We start from the raw sequence: 18,511 nt of genomic DNA on the forward strand, positions 1-18,511 counted from the left end.
TCGGCCCATGGTGCGGCGGTGCGGGGGGTCTATTCTCTATATGGAACAAAGACCACCCAGGACGGGGGTCGAGGGAAAAGGAGGAACAGGAAATGACCAGGACAACCGGTCTCCGCTTCCACGCCCTCTACCGAGTCTGGATCGTGCAGAGATAAAGGCGAGACAGCCGGTAGCCCACCAGGATGGGAGGTTCGTCCAGATGAAACTCAGAGTCCATGCGAAGAATCGCTGGTGGTTCGGTCCGCAATAAGGCTCGCAAGGGCCAGGCACAGCGCCCCAGTCCCGGCAGCACCAGGTAGCTACGCAAACGCTTAGCGGTTGCCCCTGACGGAAGGTGCCCGCGGCGCTCCCCTCGGGAGGAAATGCTCAGAACGGACCCGGGATTGAAGGGCGGAGCAAACACACAACAGGCCTCGTGACCAGCGAGGCCTGTTTCTTTGTTCCCGGCACCCTGTTCCAGAGGCAGCTAGACTATCCCGGCCAACGGTATTGGCCCGCGGCAATCCACCAGCGAGGACAACCTCAGCCACATGGGTCTCCGAACTCCGCAGCAGTACATCGACTCCATCCGCGACGACCGAACCGTCTTCTACCGCGGCGAACAGGTCGCCGACGTTACGACGCACCCGATCATCAAGAAGGCAGTCCATCACGCCGCGCTCGACTTCGAAATGACGGAGGACCCCGAGTACCGGGACCTCGCCGTCGTGAAGGAGGGCGGCGACGGGTACAGCCGCTACTTCAAGATCCCCGCGAGCACAGACGACCTCCTCAAGCGCAGCCAGCTCATCGAAGCTGCGACCGCCCTTGGCAAGACTCTGGTCGTCCTCGTGAAGGAGATCGGCACCGATGCCCTCTTCGCACTTCATCGCGTCTCCCGCCAGGTCGACCAGAAGTACGAGACCGACTACCTGCGGCGAGTCCAGGCTTTCTACAAACACTGCCGGGACAACGACCTCGCACTTTCGGTCGCCCAGACCGACGTTAAGGGCGACCGGAGTGCAGGGCCCCAGAACCAACCGCATCCCGACTACTACACACGGATCGTCGAGCGCCGGGCCGATGGAATTGTGGTCAGGGGCGCGAAGATCCACACGAGCTGCACGACCAACGTCAACGAACTCATCGTGCTCCCGACCCGGGCGATGTCGGAGGCCGACAAGGATTACGCGCTGGCGTTCGCTATCCCGGTGAATACGCCGGGGGTGAAACTCGTCGCGAGCCCGTACGGCGGCAGCCCGAAGAGCGAGTTTGACGCCCCCCTGAGCGCCGACCGGAAGATGATGGAGACGATCACCATCTTCGATGACGTGTTCGTACCATGGGACCGCGTGTTCATGGCCGGCGAGCACGATTTCGCGGCTGCGATCGCGCTTGGCTTCGTCGAGTACCACCGGTTCACCGCCGTCAGCTACAAGCTTCCGCTCGTCGACGCGTTGATTGGGTCCGCCCTCCTGATGGCTGACATGAACGGCATTGCGAAGGCCGCCCACGTGCGCGACAAGATGATCTGGCTCATCAGCTACGCCGAAACGCTGCGCGCCCTGACGGAGATGGCTGCGATCCGCGGCACCGGCGATGCGGACGGCATTTTCGCGCCAGACGCATTGACCACCAACATGGCGAAGTACCACTTCGCGCACCACTACCACGAGGCACTTCAGCACGTCCAGGACATCGCCGGCGGCATGCTCGTCACGGGACCTGGCGTGGAGGACTTCGCCAACCCGGAGACCGGCGACCTCCTGAGGAAGTACCTCGGCGGCCGCGCGGGCATCGACGGGGAGGTACGCACGCGAGCCATGAATATGGTCAGCGACCTGACGACGGGGGACTTCGGCGGCTACCACGCTGTCCTCGCGATCCACGCGGAAGGTTCGCTGGAGGCCGAGAAGCTGATGATCTCGCGCGCCTATGATTCCCGCAGAACACTCGCCTATGCGAAGAAGCTGGCCGGTATCCAGGAGTAGCTGAATGGCGGATAAGTCGACGGCGATACACGACCTGATGCGCGGATACGAGCAGTTCCGCGCCCCGCTCGAAGCGCTGGACGACGGGGCCTACGGCGAAACGTGGCTGGGAGAGTGGAACCTCTCCCAGCTCCTCGCCCACATGGCGGGCTGGTACCGCGAAATGACGGCTGCCATCGCACGCACCAGTCGTGGAGAGCGCCCGACACCGGCCGGGGTCGACTACAGCGACGCCGATGCCTGGAATGCCACCTTCGCGACAAAGGCGGAGGCGGGACGCTCGGCACTTGCGGACTTCGATGCCGCCTACGCCGGGTATCTCGCGGCAGCCCGAGGGCTGCCCGAGGAGTTGTTCGGGCTGGCCGCCGAGGGAGGGCGCCCACTGATTGGGAACCGTCTCCTCCAGGGCGCCGGCACAGGCCACTTCGAGGAACACCAGGCGGAACTGACGGCCTGGATCGAGTCGCGCAGGAAGTAAGAGACGCTGGTGGAAATGCCGCTGTTCCCACTGCGCACCGTCCTTTTCCCGGGGATGCCGTTGCCGCTGCGCATTTTCGAGGACCGCTACAAGACCATGGTCCGGGAACTCCTGAGAAGCGGCCGGGAGTTCGGGGTCATCCTCATCCGTGAGGGGCAAGAGGTTGGTGGTGGGGCAAGGCCTCATCGCGTCGGGACGTTGGCTCGCATTGAAGATGCCACCGAACTCCCGGGCGGCCGGTTCGCCATCGACACCCGGGGCACGCGCCGATTCCGCCTGCAGCGGATGCTGCGGCCGCGACCCTATCCGTACGGCGAGATCGAGATCATCGATGAACCATCGCCGGCGAACACGCCGCAACTCCAACATGCGATGGAAACAGTGCGAACCACTTTCCCGCTCTATTTCCGGCTGGCGCTGTCGCTTTCGGATCAGTGGGCACAGGCTCTGAAGTTACCCGTGCGACCGCACGAACTGGTTGACTTCATCGGCCCGTGGCTCCAGCTCGAGGAGGAGCCGAAGCAGCGACTGCTCGAGCTGGAAGCCGCCCAGGACCGGGTTGCCCACCTTGCCGAAGTGCTGGACGACCTGCTGCTCCGCACGAGAGAGGAAGTCGAAGACCATCGGCGCACGAAGTACCGGGCGATCGGGTCCGGCAATTGAAGGGCCGGAGGGAAATGAAAGAGGATCCGCGGAACGCGGACCCTCCTCGTGCTGTTGCCGTCGTGCCTGCGACTACGGCAGTGCGAGCATTCGTTCGAGAGCGACGAGCGACCACTTCCGGGTCTCGGCGTCGACCTTCACTTCGTTGACGACCACGCCCTGGAGCAGCGCTTCAAGCACCCAGGCGATGTAGGCCGGGTGAATTCGGTACATCGTGCTGCAAGGGCAGACCACGGGGTCGAGGCAGAAGACTGTCTTGTCCGGGTTCTGCGCGGCAAGCCGGTTCACGAGATTGATCTCCGTCCCCACAGCCCAGGTCGTGCCGGCGGGGGCTTCGCTGATCGCCTTCACGATCTTTTCGGTTGAGCCGTTGTCATCGGCGGCCTGGACCACGTCCCACGGGCACTCGGGATGGACGATGACGCGGACGCCGGGGTGCTCCTTGCGAGCCTTCTCGATCTGCGCGGCAGTGAAGCGCTGGTGGGTGCTGCAGTGCCCTTGCCAGAGGATGATCTTCGCCTTCTTGAGCTGCTCGGCGGTGACCCCCCCGTGCGGCATTCGCCAGTTCCAGAGGACCATCTCATCGAGCGGGATACCCATCGCGTAGCCGGTGTTGCGGCCGAGATGCTGGTCTGGGAAGAAGAGTACCTTTTCGCCGCGTTCAAACGCCCACGTGAGCGCGCGGGCGGCATTGCTGGAGGTGCAGACGAGGCCTTCGCGTTCGCCGACGAACGCTTTGAGGGTGGCGGCACTATTCATATAGGTGACGGGCACGACGCTGGCACCCTCACCGAGCATCTCGTGGATTTCGTCCCATGCCTGGTACACGTCGTCGGGATCGGCCATGTCGGCCATCGAGCAGCCGGCGGCCATGTTCGGCAGGATGACCTTCACCTTTTCGGCCGTGAGGATATCGGCCGATTCCGCCATGAAGTGGACGCCGCAAAAGAGGACGTATTCGAGCCCCTCTTTCTCGGCGGCGTGGCGGGCCAGCTTGAAGCTATCGCCGGTGAAGTCAGCGAACTTGATGACCTGATCGCGCTGGTAGTGGTGTCCGAGCACCGTCAGCCGCGTACCAAGTTTGGCCTTTGCGTAGGCTATCCGCCGGTCCAACTCCTCGGGTGTCATCGCGAGGTATTCACGCGGGATGTCCTGCTGCCAGCTCACGAATGCCGGTTCCTCGGAAAGGGGGACCGGGATGAGCGCATCCGTCGGACAGGTGTCCGGATCGGTGTACATCACCAGCCTCTCGGCATAGTCGAGCGCCTTCGGCGTCAGAATAGCCATGCGGGACCTCCTGGTTAGTGTCACTCCTACACTAAGTCCGCGTTAACAGTGCCACGCCTTGGTAGTTCGTGTCAACCTGACACGAAGTGCCCGGAGGCGCCCCGGAGAATTTCTTCGTTTCCTCAGAGGAAGCGTGGGGACGCTGCTGGACGAAGGACGCGCGCCACCGCCCGGCTGACACGCATCTCTTTCACCAGGAAGGTCGTCCCACCAGGGCGGCCTTCCGCGTTTCTCCTCAGAGACGCGTCAGCGCTTGCCGGTCCGCTGGATCCGGCGGCCCCATCCACGGTTCATCATCCAGCGAGAGGTGATCCGCGAGAAGCCGAAGCCGAGCAGGATCGCCCAGAACGTGAAGGCGACGTAGGTGAAAGGCGTATCGCCTGCGAGGCCGGCGATGAGGCCCATATACAGCCCGATGAAACCGCCGGCCGCGAAGGCGAAGTAGACCGGGAACGTCCGCCACTCCCACGCCGGTCTGGAGACGGGCTGCATGCCGCCCGGTGCCTGCACCGGCGATGACGTTTTCTTGCGCCGCGTACGGGCGCTCACGATGGCACACCGAAGCGCAGGCGGAAGGCCATGTCGCAGCGCAGGCAGAGCGGGACAGCATCGCGTCCGAGGAGACTCCGAAATCCGATCACATGAACTCCACAGGCCCGGCCCACTTCGTCAATTCGCGAGTCGGGGTAATGAAACAGGCCTCCGCAATCGGCGCAAATGAGCGCGCTCCGGCGGCCGATGTCTTCCTTGCACTCCACGCAGCAGGTGGCGGGCACGGCGCAATTGTCGAGACTCGAAGGGCGAATGTCGATGCGGCTCAGTGGGTAGCAGCGAAAGCCAGTACATCCGCCCGCGTGAACAGCAGTACGCCGGACGCAGTCTTGCGGTGCTTCACGTGTCCCAGTTGGGCGGCGCGCTCGATGACTGGGCCTGCCAGACCGGATGCTGCCGCCGCTTCGTCCAGATCGAGGACGTCGTCGAGGCTACCGCCAGGCGGTTCCGCGGGCGGGTTGAGGCAGGTGTTGCAGCCGAACTCGAGACCGAGGTGTTCCTCGTTGATCCAGACCTGGCCACAGTCGTCACCGGGAAGGTCGGCCCGGGAGTTGAGATGGTAAAGCGCGCCGCAGACCCCACAGAACGCCTCCATGTGGGGTTCGACGACGAGTAAACAGACGACACAAACGGAGGTACCTGGAGCGGAAGCCATGTTTTGAACCTGTGTTGAGACTACAGGAACCTTGACTCGCAGGGAAAGCCGTCCCTATGATCATAGCGCTTTAGCAATTCCTTGGCCGCCCCATAACCTGGTGGCCGCCAGTCCCTCAGATGAGGGACAGGAGGGTGCGTGGCCCTGGCCACTTCGACCGACTATGACCGTTTAGTCGAACGGCTTGGCGTGAAGCCGCTGCCGGAAGGTTTGCTCGGGCAAGCCCTGACCCACGCGTCCTACCTCAACGAAGCCGATTCGACGGCCGCCTCGAACGAGCGCCTGGAGTTCCTCGGCGATTCGGTGCTGGGGATGGTGTTCGCGTCCGTCCTCTTCGACCAATTCCCGGATGCGGGCGAGGGCGACCTGACGAAAATGCGCGCCGAGATCGTGCGGGGCACCAGCCTCGCACGCGTCGCGGAACGCCTCGGGCTGGGCGAACACATCATCCTCGGACGGGGTGAGGAAACCGCCGGTGGCCGGACGCGGGACCGGAATCTTGCCGGTGCGCTGGAGGCCGTGATCGGGGCGGTGTACCAGGCGCACGGGTATCGCGCGGCCAAGGCCCTCACCCGGCGGCTGCTCAAGCCGGAACTGGAACAGATCCATCGCGAAGGCGCCCGCGTCGATGCGAAAAGCTCTCTGCAGCACCTCGTCCAGGCGCGCTGGCATGAACCACCGGGATATGTCACGGTGCAGGAAGCCTCCGGTGCGGAGCACCGGTTCATCGTGGAAGTCCGCGTCGCGGGGACCACCCTCGGACGGGGCGAGGGAAGAAGCAAACGCGAAGCCCAGCAGGCCGCCGCGCAGGAAGCCGTGCTGGCGTTGACTTCACAACCGAAGATGGAGGGCTGACCCCGTGTACCTGAAACGCCTCTCCGTCCAGGGGTTCAAGAGCTTCGCCAATCGGACGCAGTTCGAGTACGGGCGTGGGATCACAGCGGTTGTCGGCCCAAACGGTTCGGGAAAGAGCAACGTTTCCGACGCGATCCGATGGGTCCTCGGGGAACAGAGTTCGAAGCTGCTCCGAGCGAAGAAGCAGGAAGACGTCATTTTCTCCGGGACAAAGGACCGCGCCGCCGTGGGCATGGCCGAGGTTGCCCTGACGCTGGACAACGAGGGCCGCTGGCTCCCGGTTGACTTCGCAGAGGTGGAGATTGCGCGGCGGGTCTACCGAAACGGCGATTCGGAGTACCTGCTGAACGGTTCGCGCGTGCGGCTTCGCGACGTGATCGACCTCTTGATGAAGGGGGATGTCGGACAGAACAGCTACTCGATCATGGGCCAGGGCCTCGTCGACGAGGTGCTGAGCATGTCGCCCGACGAGCGGCGATCCTTCCTGGATGAAGCTGCCGACGTGAAACGGTTCCGGCTCAAGATCCGCGAGGCCCAGGATCGACTCTCGGCGACGCGAGACAACATCGACCGGGTTTCGCTGATCATCGATGAGATAGAGCCGCGACTCGCCCACCTCAGCCGCCAGGCGGAACGGGCAGCCGAACACAAGAGGCTTTCGGCTGAACTCCTTGACCTCCTGAAGACCTACTACGGACACCAATGGAACGAAGCCCAGAACGCACTCGTGCGCGTACGAGCTGAACTCGACCAGGGTACGGCGGAGAACACGGCGGCGGCTCAGCGTGTTACCCAGCTGCGCGAACAGCTGCGCGCGCTTTCCGATGAGATTCGGAAGCGCCGTGAAGCGATCGGCCGGCGCGACACGCGAAACTCCGAGATCGACCAGCGGCTGGCGACTGCCGAACAGGCGCTGGTGCTCGACCGGGAACGCCACAACATGGTGTCCTCGCGGCGCGAAGAGGTCCGCATGGAACTCGAAGCGATCGAGGCCGAGCGGCTCTCGCTCGCCTCAACCGATGTCGATGACGGACGGCGTGGCATCGAGGTCGTGGGGGAAGCTGAAACGGCGCGCGAAGGCATGCAGCGCACACGGCAAGAGTTGGATGCCGCCGAACGCGAGTACTCCACGCTGCGCAGCCGAAGCCAGGAGTTGCATGACGGCGCCGATGGCGACGACCGCAGGGCGAACGCGATGGACTCGGACATCGAGTCCGCCCAGCGCCGAATCGCCGACCTGGAACGTGAACTCGAGCAGCTGGTCGCTCGCCGCAAGCAGATCATCGTCGAACTCATCGGCTATGGCCGGCGCTACTGCGAAGCTCGAGCGTCGGTGGCTGAAGGGGAGATCAACCTCGAAGCCGCGCGAAGGGAAGCTGATTCCGCCCGGGAGCAGCTCGTGCGGGTACAGGAAGAGGTGCGGGAGTTCGAATCCTCCGGCAACCAGGATCTGCGCGAACTCGACCACCTGGAAGGCCGGCTGGACGCCCTGAGCAGGGTGCAGGCCGAACACGACGGAGTCGCCGCGGGCACGCGCAATGTGCTGATCATGGGACAGGCGCTGATGGACGAGTTCGCCCCCGGCAGCATGGGCGAACCACCGGAAGTACCGGGCGTCGTGGGGCTGCTCTCCCGGCAGATCAAGGTCCCGGCCGGCCTTGAGGTAGCGATCAACGCAGCTCTGGAACAACGCCTCCACGCGGTGGTTGTCGAAAACGAGACGGTCGCACTCGAAGCGATTGGCGCACTCCAGCGGCGGAAGCAGGGACGCGCCCAGTTCATGCCTCTCGATTCGGTCCGCCATGTGTACCCGTTGAACCTGCAAAAGGAGCGCGGGGTCGTCGGCGTCGCATCGAAGCTCATCCGGTGTGAGAACCGCGTGAAGCAGTTGGTCGATACGCTGCTAGGCCGCGTCATCATCGTTGAGGACGTCCAGTCGGGGCTGCGCATGGTGAAGCGGGCGCTCGGCTCGGTGGTCACGCTGGATGGCGTCTACATCGAGCAGACCGGAGTGATGGCCGGCGGCTCGACCGGGGCCGATGAGGGCGAATTCATCCGCCAGCGAGAGCTCGAAGAGCTGCCGGAACGGATCGAGGAACTGCGCAAGAGGACCGAGGTGAGCGCGGAACGCGTCGCCGACGCCCGCGCGGCCATCGAACAGGTGGCGAAGCGATCGCACGAAACCGAAGCGGAATACGAAATGACCCGTCGGTCACTCGAAGGCGCCCGCTTCGACCTCGAACGCGAGCGGGAGCGGCTTCACCGCCTGCGCCGGGACATGGACACCGTCTACTCCAAGCGCGCCGACATCGAACGGGAACGCGCCGGTCGCGAGTCCCAAATCCTCCAGGCGCGAACCGCCGCGATCCAGCTGCAGCAACGTCGTGACGAACGGCGCGCGGCGATGGAAGCACTTCAGGCCGACTTGCAACTTGCGACCGAACGGCGCGAAGCGGCGCTGCGCTCCGTGTCCGAAGCGAGTGCCCGGCTCGCCACCGTGGAGGGCGAGCGCCGGACACTGACCGCCCTTCGAGAACAGCACGAGAAGTCCATCGACCGGTTGGATTCGCAGATCCAGGCGAAGCGTTTGCAGGCCCGGAACCTCGAGCTCGAAGGCGGCATCATCGACGAACGGCTGGGTAAGCTCGCACTCGAACTCGAAAACGCTCGAGCGGAACAGGCACGCTACGCCGAGGACGCCGCCCCGGACCGAGACGAACTCCACCGCCTTGAGAACCACGAACGGACCATCCAGGACGAGTTCAACGAAGCGCAGACCACACTGCTTACGATCGAACGGAGGCGGCTGGACCAGGAGTCGGAGCTGGCACGCACGACTGAGCACCTCGAACACCTGCGCCTGGAGATGGAGCGCGAGGGGCTCGCGCCGGACCGCGCCGGACAGATCGTCCCATTCGAAGATGCGATGGCCACCGATCCGATGTTTTCGGCGGAAGAGTTGGAGGCGCCGCGCGTGCAGGGCGGGGCGGAAATCGATGTCGAGACAATGCGTGCCCGCATCGAGGAACTGCGCCGCCAGATCCGCCGGCTCGGCACGATCAACGCCGAGGCCCCCGAAGACTTCCGCGAGTTCAAGGAGCGCCACGAATTCCTGACGACCCAGCTCGCCGACCTGACGGATTCCTCGGATCAGCTTCGGACGGCGATCGCCGACCTCAACGAAGAGATCCGGACGCGGTTCACGGCGACGTTCCACACGGTCAACACGAAATTCGCGGAGTACTTTGCCGCATTCTTTGGCGGCGGCGTCGCGAGCCTCTCGCTGACCGATCCACACAACCTCGCTGACGCCGGGGTCGAAATCGAGGCGCAACCACCCGGCAAACGGATCAAGAGTCTCAGTCTTCTCTCGGGAGGCGAACGCTCTTTGACGGCGGTAGCGCTGCTCTTCGCGCTGCTTGCGGCGAACCCGGCGCCGTTCTGCGTTCTCGATGAAGTCGACGCCGCACTCGATGAAGCGAACGTCGGCCGATTCACGACTGCGCTCCGCCAGTTGGCCGAGAAGACGCAGTTCCTTGTCGTCACGCATAACCGGCGAACCATCGAGGTCGCCGATGCGATCTACGGGGTATCGATGGGCAGGGACGGTGTCTCAAAGGTGCTGTCACTGCGGCTGGCGGACATCCCCCAGAACTGACCCTTAAGGTGGCCGCGGTTAGCATGGGCCGACCAAGAACAGGATTGCCGCGTGAGATTTTGGCGCAGGAAACCCTCGCACGAGGTCCCGGAGGAGAGCGGCGAAGCCATCGCGATCGCTGAGGAAGAGCTGCCCCTCGAACCGACCCCCGAGGAGCGTGCGGAAGTCCGCGAACAGACCGAACGTGCCGTCGAGCGAACCCGGCGCGGGTTTTTCGGGCGGCTCGGCGGGCTCTTCGAACGCGCGGACTTTAGCGACGACCTGTGGGACGAACTCGAGGAGATCCTCATCGGCGCAGACGCGGGCCTCGAAACCACCGAGGCGATCATCACCGCCGTCAGGAAACGAGCGAAGGACGAGGGTGTGAAGCAAAGCGCCCGGGTGCGTGAGTTCCTCCGCGACGAGCTGGTCGAGATCCTGGTCGAACCGGCAGCGGAACCCCTGGCATGGCTGGCCGAGGACGCACCGGAAATGACGATCGTCCTTGTTGTGGGCGTGAACGGGGCCGGCAAGACGACCTCGATAGCCAAACTCTCCCACGCACTCAAGAAGGACGGGGCGACGGTCATCCTTGGAGCTGCCGACACCTTCCGCGCCGCGGCCACCGACCAACTCAAGGTGTGGGGCGAGCGGATCGGCGTCCGCGTCATCGCTCACCAGCCGGGGGCCGACCCCGGCGCAGTCGTCTTCGACACGCTTTCGGCGGGCGAGAGCGCGAAGGCCGACTTCGTCATTGTCGATACGGCCGGGCGGCTACACACGAAGGCGAACCTGATGGAAGAGCTGAAGAAGATGCACCGCATCATCCAGCGAAACCACCCGGACGGACCGCACGAGACGTTCCTTGTCCTCGACGCGACCACGGGCCAGAACGGACTGATGCAGGCGAAGACGTTTGCCTCGGCGGTCGGAGTGAGCGGCATCATCCTCGCGAAGCTCGATGGAACGGCCAAGGGCGGGATCGCCTTCGCGATTGCCCATGAACTCGGCATACCGGTCCGTTTCATCGGGACGGGTGAGAAGATGCACGACCTGGCGCCCTTCGACGCCGAGGACTTCGTGGACTCGCTCCTGGCCTAGGAGGTTCCATGGCGGATGTCCTGGCCTTCTGGGCCGCCGCACTGGTCGTCGCCGCCTTCGGATACCCGATCGGCGCTGTGCTTCTTCGTCGCCTTCCGGATGGCGGGGCGGGAGTCGCCCTCCCGCTGGGGCTGGTGCTTGCGAGCTACGGGTACTTCATCCTCCGCGTGCTCGACCTGCTGCCGCCGGGGCGCGGCGGTTACCTCGGGGCCATCGCCCTGCTTGGGCTCGCGGGGGCAGCCGCTATGGGCCGGGACCGCTGGAGTGTGGTCACCTTGCGCCGAGGGATCCCTGGTCTGGGCATCGCATTCGGGATTTTCACGGTCGCATTCTTCGGTTATGTCGCTTTCCGCTCGTACAACGCCGAAATCGGCGGAACCGAACAGCCGATGGACTTGATGTACCTGAACGCCACGCTGAATGCCGAGGAGTTTCCGCCCAAAGACCCGTGGCTCGCCGGGGAAAAGGCCAGCTACTACTACTTTGGATATCTTCAGTCGGGGGTCCTGACCGCCGTCTCCGGCGTGCCCGCATCGACCGGTTACAACCTCTCGCTCGCCTACACTTTCGCGGCCTCTGCCGCGGCCATCGGGTCCCTGGGGTTCGCACTGGCACGGTGGATGCTTGGCGCGCGCGGCAGGGCATGGGCGACCGCTGCCGGCGCACATGCAATCGTTGTCCTGCTTTTCGTCGGATCGCTGGCCGCCGTCTTCGAATGGACCGCTGCCCATGGCCACATCGACCGGGGAATCTACGCGTTCTTCGGCGCGGAAGAGATAGCCGCCTGTTCCGTCCCGAAGGTCACCGACTACTGCTATTCGGGAGTGGCGGATCAGCGCACGACCGCGTGGTACCCGACCGAGTTCTGGTTTTGGTTCCGCGACACGCGCATCATCCCGGACACCATCACGGAGTCGCCGTTCTTTAGCTTCCTCCTGGGCGACCTGCACCCCCATGTGACCTCCATCCCGGTGGTCCTGCTGGTGCTGGCGCTTTCGCTAGCGACCTGGCGGGGAAGGTCGGTGCTCGACTTTCGCGTGCATCGGCGGCTCCCAATTCATGGGCTGGCGGTCGCGATCCTGTTGGGCGCACTGGCGTTTCAGAACGCCTGGGATGTTCTCACATTCACCCTCGTCTTCTCGCTGGCGGTGTTCGCGCGCAACCTGCGCCGGGCGCCGCCGTTGACCGCGCTCGTGACCTCCGTCGGTTATGTCGCGCCTTTGGGCGGCGCGGCGATCGTGCTGTACCTGCCCTGGGTGCTGACGTTCTCATCGCAGGCCGAAGGTATCCAGCCCTATGTCGGCGCGGGAACGCGGCCGGCACATGTGTTGCTCCAGTTCGGCCCCATCGTCGCCGCCGGGATTGTCGCTTCCGCTTCGGCGACCCGCGGTCTGCGGCGGGCCGGCGCGGTCAACGCCGCGCTGGGCACGGCATGGCTGCCGGTCCTGCCGTTCATTAGCTGGGTCGTGTTCGCGTGGCTCAAGGGTGACCTCACGACAGCGGTCGAATCGCGCACTGCCGGGGGCTGGTGGACGCTGGTGATCTACGCCTTCGCTCTGTGGGCAGTTTCGCTCGCGGCGGTGCTGATGTTGTCTGCCCGTAGAGCAGGGGCAGCGCCCGCCGCCTTTGCCGCCCTCGGCATCCTCCTGCTCTACGGTTCTGAACTGTTCTACGTGAAAGACGTGTTCGCGGGCGGCGCTCCACGATTGAACACGATCTTCAAACTCTCATATCAGGCGTGGATGCTGCTTGCACTGGGTGGCGGCGCGGCCACCGTCGCTGTGGTCGCCGAAGCCCGGCGGCGGCCGGTCGTGTTGGCGCTGGCGGGACCCGCCCTCGTGCTGGTGTGGCTTGGGCTGGCATTCCCGTTGCTCGCTTCGTTCAACCGCACCGAGGCGTTCACACAGGACACACACATCGATGGCCTCGCGGCGGTAAGGGCGTCGGATCCGGGTGAGTACGCGCTCGTCGAATGGATCGCTGAGAACACGCCGCGAGACGCCGTCGTCATCGAGGCGACCGGCCGTCGGTGGTCGCCCGGTGCGGACGGCCCCGCAGTCGTCGACGGTGGTTCAGACTACTCAGACGCCGGGCGCATCTCGGCACGCACGGGCCGTTCAACGCCGATCGGCTGGTACTTCCACGAGATCCAATGGCGGGGCAACAACGCGGACAACCATGCCGAGTATCAGCGGCGGCAGCAGCTGGTCGACTCTGTCTACATCTCAGGCGATCCTGACACGGTGCTGGATGTGATGCAGGAGTTCGGTGCTGAATACCTTGTGGTAGGACGAATCGAACTCTCCCGTTACCCGGGGCTTCTGCCCGACTTCTCGACGTTCCTCGACGTCGCTTACCGAACCGCGAATTACACCATCTACCGCCTGCCGCAGCACACGGTGGTCCAAACCTCATGAGCGACTTGCTGGCGGGCGGGCCCACGCGCCAACGAACGGTCGAAGTCTCCGTGGCGCAGCTGGCCTGGATCGTGGCCGGCACCGCGTTCTTCGCCTACCGCCTCGCCGCGTTCCTCAGCGCGCCCGTCGGCGGAGTCGAACTGGACAGCCTGGCAGGGGCGTGGCAGGCACATGCAGGAACCCCGGACGAACGATTCATCCCCACACTGTTCCAGGCGATCAGCGCATACAGCTTTGCCTTCACGACCTCTGAAGTGCCTGCCCGTCTCCTCGCGTTGCTTGCGTCCTGTTCCGTGCCCTTCGCTCTCTACCGCCTGCGGCCTTCCCTCGGCGAGTCGGGCGCACTGGCGGCGTTGGTCGTCGTTGCGCTCGACCCGGTCAGCATCCTCCTCGGAGCGACCGCCTGGCATGGCGGCCTGGACATCGCGCTGACGTTCTGGCTGCTCGTCCTGCTGCGCGAGGAGGAACTCGCGGACTGGGCGTGCGGCGCGGCCGGATTCCTGGTCGCGACGTCAGGCGCGGTGGTGCTCCCGGTCGTGCTCGCTTTCGCAGCGGTGCGGCTCCTGCGACAACAATATCCAACCCGGAGCCGCGCAAGCTGGGCCGCCGGCGGAGCGGTCATGGGGGGCGCGCTTGCAGCTACAAGCTTCGGTTTCGGCCTCCAGGACCCGGTCCTGCCGCCGATCGCCGCCCTGGCTCGCGGATTCGAGGCGACGTGGTCGACTGACTCAACGGGCGCCCTGGCCGGGTTCTACGGGTTCCCCGTGCTCGGGTTGGGAGGAGCAGCCGCTCTCTACCACGCCTACCAGTGCTGGAACGCCGAAACGTGGCCGGATGACTCGCTCGGGCTGCTGGTGGCTTCAGCGATTGCGTTCACCTGGGTCGTCGCGTCGACGGGCTCGACGGATCCGGTGCCCCTGGCAGCGGCTGCTGTCATATTGGCGCTCCTCATCGGAAAGATCACGCCGGCGGCGGGCGAGGCCATCTCGCGCATCTCGTGGCCGCACGCCATCGTGCCCCTGGCGGCAACCATGTTGGCTGCGCTTGTGGTTGAAGCGTGGGTCGTCGACTGGGCCCGCATCGACCGGATCGGCGACGGGCGCGACAAGCTGATCGTCACCGGACTCGTCATCGCCGCCGTTGCCTGTATCGGGCTGCTCGCCAGCAACCGGCGAACCGCTCCCGCCCTTCTGCTCGCCCCGGCCGGGACAGCGTTCATGCTGCTGCTCTCCGGCGCCTCGGGCGTGGCTTTCGGCGGCCCGAACGAACCGTTGCCGTCTCCGATGAGCAGCGTGCAGGGCGCGGAGATCAGGGAGATCGCCCTCCTCGCGCGCGAACAGCACGGGGGACAGATCGTCATCCACTCCGGGTTCGAACGCGCGAGCACCTGGCCGATGCGCGACTCCGGATCGGTTATCTACGCATCGCGGATCCCGGCGGAAGCCACGGTCGTCATCTGGCCGGTGACCGAGGCCGCTCCGGAGGGCTTCGCGGTCATCGAAGGCCAGTGGTCGTGGGAAGTGACGCGGCACGGTCCTGACGGCGACTTTCTCGACTACCTGCGATGGTTGAGCAACCGCAACATCCTGAAGACCGGCTTCGAGCCTGTCGCTGTGTACCTGAGGACGACGGAATGACGGCACGCCAGGTAGCTCTGCCGGGCGACACGGGAGTAGTCCAGCGCCTGCTGGCGAGACGGATCGCGTTGCGGTGGGAGTTCGCTGCGTACGCGGCGATCTTCGGGATTGCCTTCGGCCTTCGCTTCTTCGACCTTGGGACGCGCGCGCTCCACCACGACGAAAGCATTCACGCGCAATGGTCGTGGAGCCTCCTTCAGGGCAGCTACCGCCACAGCCCGGTCTTCCACGGACCGTTCTACTACCACGTCCAGGGCCTGGTTTTCTTCCTTTTCGGCGCGAACGACTACACGAGCCGCGTCTCGGCGGCGGTCTTTGGTTCGGCCCTCGTCGCCTTGCCTCTGCTCCTGCGACGAAAGCTGGGACCCGCGGGAACCCTCGCCGCCGTCGCGTTCATCGCGTTGTCGCCGACACTCGTCTACTACAGCCGATTCTTCCGCGAAGACATCTACATGGCGTTCTTCACGATGTTGATGGTGGCCGCGATGTGGCGCTACAACGAAGAGGGGCGCGACCGCTGGCTCTACCTTCTGGCCGCCGGGTTTACCGGCAACGTGCTTACGAAGGAAGGGGCCTTCCTTGCGATCGCGGTGTTTCTCGTCTATCTCGACCTGCACCTGGCCGCCCAACTGGCCGGACGGACGCTCCAGAACTGGTCGGCACGCGCATACCGGCGAGAGCTGACCGCCATTATGGCTACTCGCGGATTGGAGGATGGCGACCCCACGCTCGAAGCAGAAGGGCGCAAGTTGACGAACCTGGACGTGCCGTGGCGGCGCGCAGCGCTCACCCTCGGGCTGGCGCCGTTCGCGTGGATTGTGGCCGCGCTCTGGCCGTTCCTCGGCGCCTTGAAGGACCGGTTCGACTGGGGCGAGGAAGTCCCGCGCCCGGGCGACCTGTTGATCCTCCTCGGGACGTTTACGCTGCCGTTGCTCACGCCGGTGAGCCGGGCGTACATCCTCGAACCTTTCGGGATCATCGAAAAAGACCGCCTCAGCTGGGAGCTGCGGCTGCAAGGCACGATCCCCCGACAGGACCAGGTGGCCATCCTCGGCCTGTTCTCAGTCACGACCAGTATTGCGGCGTTCGCCGGGCTGCAGTGGCGTCCGAAGCTGTGGAGCATCGCCTTCTTCAGCTGCGGCCTGGCGTACCTGACGCTGATGACTTCGTTCTGGACGAACCTGAACGGGCTGATTTCGGGGCCGTGGGGCTCGCTGGACTACTGGCAGACGCAGCAGCACGTCTCCCGCGGCGACCAACCGTGGTTCTACTACTACATGCTGATGCCGGCTTACGAGTTCCTCCCCCTTGCGCTGTGTATCGGGGGCGCGTGGTGGACGGTGGTGCGGGGCACCGCGTTCTCTCGTTTCCTGGCCTTCTGGCTGGTCGGGATGTTCGCGGCGCTGGCGTGGGGCGCCGAGAAGATGCCCTGGCTGAACTCGCATCTCGCGCTTCCAGCCTGCGTGCTGGCCGCCTATTCGGTGCAACAGGCGTGGGAAGCGTGGAAGGACCGTCCCGCTTTCCGGAAGCTTGTCCCCACGCTGTTCAGCGTCGCGATGGTCTCGGCGGGCGGCCTCGCGGTGATCGCGTTCATGCCGAGCGGCGCCATTTACCACCTCATCCGCGCCGCGGTGGCCCTGGGGGTGGTCACCTCGATCTGGTTCGCTGCCGCACCTTCCGGGCGGCGGGCGATCGGGCTGATCGCAGTAACGGCCGTCATCGGCGCGTTCGCATTCTTCTCGGTGAGGAGCATGGTGATGGCCTCGTTCGCCCGCGGCGACGACCCACGAGACCTGCTCATCTACACTCAGAGCTCGGGCGAATTGGCCAGCATCGCGAGGGAAATCGAGGCGCTGGCCGAAGCTTCCGGCCGCGGCTACGACCTCCCCATCGCCGTCGATTCAACGGACTCGTTCGCTTGGCCGTGGGCGTGGTACCTCAGGGACTTCAAGGCGGTCAGCTACGTCGACTTCGGAAGCGGGATGCCGACGGGCGAGTACCAGGTCATCCTCGTGAACCAGTCGAACCTTTTCCGCGTGCAGGACTATGCCGCCAGTTCGCCGATCGCTTACGGCCCATACGAACAATATCCCCACCGATGGTGGTTCGACGAGTACTACAAGTACGCGATGGCCATCCCGCCTGAGGGCATCTGCACGGGTCTGCAAGGGAACTGCGGACCGCTGCGGGCGGAGACCTGGAGCCACATCTGGGATGGTTTCGCCCACCAGGGCTGGGCGACGACCTGGCTCGAGTACTGGCGAGACCACGACCCGCGTCGTGCAAATGGAAGCGTCGACGCTTTCGCCTTCTTCCCAGCCAACTTCAACCGGTCCACGGGAAAGCTATCAGCCACGCCCATCGAGCCGCCCAAGCCGGGAACCGACAACGACGGCCGCCTCACCTTCGGCGGCGCCGGATCTTTGCCAGGCCAGTTCTTCGCGCCGGTGGATGTCGAGGCAGACGCCGAGGGGAACCTCTATGTCATCGACTCGGCGACCAAGCGGCTCCAGAAGTTCGACCCGGGTGGGAACTTCCTCGCTTCAGTCGATATTCGGCTCGAGTCGACCAATGTGAACGAGCAATCGCAGCCATGGGGACTTGCGGTGGCGCCCACAGGTCAGGTTGTGGTTGCAGACACATTCGGCTGGCGGATCCGGGTTTTTGACAGGGACCTGAAGTCGCTGGCTACGTTCGGCACGGCGCCCGATACGACCAAACCGGCGGGACCTTTCGACCTCTTCGGGCCGCGCGATGCCGCGATCGACCGCGACGGCAACATCTGGGTGACGGACACCGGAAACGACCGAATCCAGGTCTTCACGCTCGCGGGCGAGTTCGTCAGGACAGTCGGATCCAGCGGGAAGGGCGAGGGCCAGTTCGATGAGCCCGTAGGCATCGACATCGCCAAAGACGGGACGGTTTACGTAGCCGATATGTACAACCGGCGCGTCCAGGTGCTGAATGCCGACGGCACGTTCCGCTCCCAGTTCACGGTCGACGGGTGGGGCGGCCAGGAAGTCAACGACAAGCCGTACATCAACGTCCTGACGGATGGCCGAATCGCGGTTTCGCTGCCGGGCCAAAACGCGGTGCGGGTGTACAGCTCCAGCGGCGGACAGTCGGTGTCCGTCGTAGCGGGGGCCGAACCGCTGTCCCGGCCATATGGGATCGTGCAATCGGCCGATGCTAAGCTCTGGATCGTCGAGGGTGGCAGCGCCCGCGTCCGGCAGTTCCCGATCCCCTAACGTCAGGCGGC

13 protein-coding genes are annotated in these 18,511 nt (G+C 65.0%); 10 read left to right on the plus strand and 3 right to left on the minus strand.

All coding sequences use genetic code 11. The annotated features are described in order from the left end of the window. Positions 1 to 530: 530 nt before the first annotated feature. The 3 genes from IPG14_RS01075 to IPG14_RS01085 are packed head-to-tail and all read left to right on the plus strand — an operon-like array spanning position 531 to position 3,111. Positions 531 to 1,970: a 4-hydroxyphenylacetate 3-hydroxylase N-terminal domain-containing protein gene (locus IPG14_RS01075; protein WP_343384681.1), complete on the plus strand. Its 1,440-nt coding sequence runs from the start codon at positions 531 to 533 to the stop codon at positions 1,968 to 1,970. Between the two features lie 4 nt (positions 1,971 to 1,974). After that, positions 1,975 to 2,448, plus strand: coding sequence for a maleylpyruvate isomerase N-terminal domain-containing protein (locus tag IPG14_RS01080; RefSeq protein WP_343390635.1), 474 nt, complete (start codon positions 1,975 to 1,977; stop codon positions 2,446 to 2,448). Positions 2,449 to 2,463: 15 nt separating this feature from the next. After that, complete coding sequence (locus IPG14_RS01085) at positions 2,464 to 3,111, plus strand: LON peptidase substrate-binding domain-containing protein (RefSeq protein ID WP_343390636.1); 648 nt, start codon at positions 2,464 to 2,466, stop codon at positions 3,109 to 3,111. 72 nt (positions 3,112 to 3,183) lie between these two features. Here the strand turns inward: IPG14_RS01085 and nadA are convergent, their stop codons facing one another. From nadA to IPG14_RS01100, 3 genes are all read right to left on the minus strand, one after another. Then, positions 3,184 to 4,398, minus strand: a complete 1,215-nt coding sequence (nadA, locus tag IPG14_RS01090; RefSeq protein ID WP_343390637.1) for a quinolinate synthase NadA — start codon at positions 4,396 to 4,398, stop codon at positions 3,184 to 3,186. Positions 4,399 to 4,644: 246 nt separating this feature from the next. Then, on the minus strand, positions 4,645 to 4,947 hold the full coding sequence (locus tag IPG14_RS01095; protein WP_343384685.1) for a hypothetical protein: 303 nt from the start codon (positions 4,945 to 4,947) through the stop codon (positions 4,645 to 4,647). After that, positions 4,944 to 5,174, minus strand: a complete 231-nt coding sequence (locus IPG14_RS01100) for a hypothetical protein (RefSeq protein WP_343384686.1) — start codon at positions 5,172 to 5,174, stop codon at positions 4,944 to 4,946. The genes IPG14_RS01095 and IPG14_RS01100 overlap by 4 nt, the downstream gene beginning before the upstream one ends. Before the next feature lie 44 nt (positions 5,175 to 5,218). On the opposite strand from IPG14_RS01100, the gene IPG14_RS01105 reads away from it, so the two are divergent. From IPG14_RS01105 to IPG14_RS01135, 7 genes are all read left to right on the plus strand, one after another. Beyond that, a complete protein-coding gene (locus tag IPG14_RS01105) occupies positions 5,219 to 5,566 on the plus strand; it encodes a hypothetical protein (RefSeq protein WP_343390638.1) in 348 nt (115 codons plus the stop codon). 177 nt (positions 5,567 to 5,743) lie between these two features. After that, entirely contained in the window at positions 5,744 to 6,460 is a 717-nt protein-coding gene (gene rnc, locus IPG14_RS01110) for a ribonuclease III (protein ID WP_343389999.1), read from the plus strand. 4 nt (positions 6,461 to 6,464) lie between these two features. After that, positions 6,465 to 10,118 carry a chromosome segregation protein SMC gene (gene smc / locus IPG14_RS01115; RefSeq protein WP_343390639.1) on the plus strand — a complete coding sequence of 1,218 codons (3,654 nt, stop codon included), beginning with the start codon at positions 6,465 to 6,467 and terminating at the stop codon, positions 10,116 to 10,118. Positions 10,119 to 10,169: 51 nt separating this feature from the next. Further along, a complete protein-coding gene (ftsY, locus tag IPG14_RS01120) occupies positions 10,170 to 11,198 on the plus strand; it encodes a signal recognition particle-docking protein FtsY (RefSeq protein WP_343390640.1) in 1,029 nt (342 codons plus the stop codon). 8 nt (positions 11,199 to 11,206) lie between these two features. Further along, complete coding sequence (locus IPG14_RS01125) at positions 11,207 to 13,615, plus strand: DUF2298 domain-containing protein (RefSeq protein ID WP_343390641.1); 2,409 nt, start codon at positions 11,207 to 11,209, stop codon at positions 13,613 to 13,615. Next, positions 13,612 to 15,252, plus strand: a complete 1,641-nt coding sequence (locus IPG14_RS01130) for a hypothetical protein (RefSeq protein ID WP_343390642.1) — start codon at positions 13,612 to 13,614, stop codon at positions 15,250 to 15,252. The genes IPG14_RS01125 and IPG14_RS01130 overlap by 4 nt, the downstream gene beginning before the upstream one ends. Beyond that, on the plus strand, positions 15,249 to 18,500 hold the full coding sequence (locus IPG14_RS01135; RefSeq protein ID WP_343390643.1) for a flippase activity-associated protein Agl23: 3,252 nt from the start codon (positions 15,249 to 15,251) through the stop codon (positions 18,498 to 18,500). The genes IPG14_RS01130 and IPG14_RS01135 overlap by 4 nt, the downstream gene beginning before the upstream one ends. The last annotated feature ends 11 nt before the right edge of the window (positions 18,501 to 18,511 follow it).

Source organism: Candidatus Amarobacter glycogenicus (assembly GCF_016704105.1).
Taxonomy (GTDB): domain Bacteria; phylum Chloroflexota; class Dehalococcoidia; order Tepidiformales; family Tepidiformaceae; genus Amarobacter; species Amarobacter glycogenicus.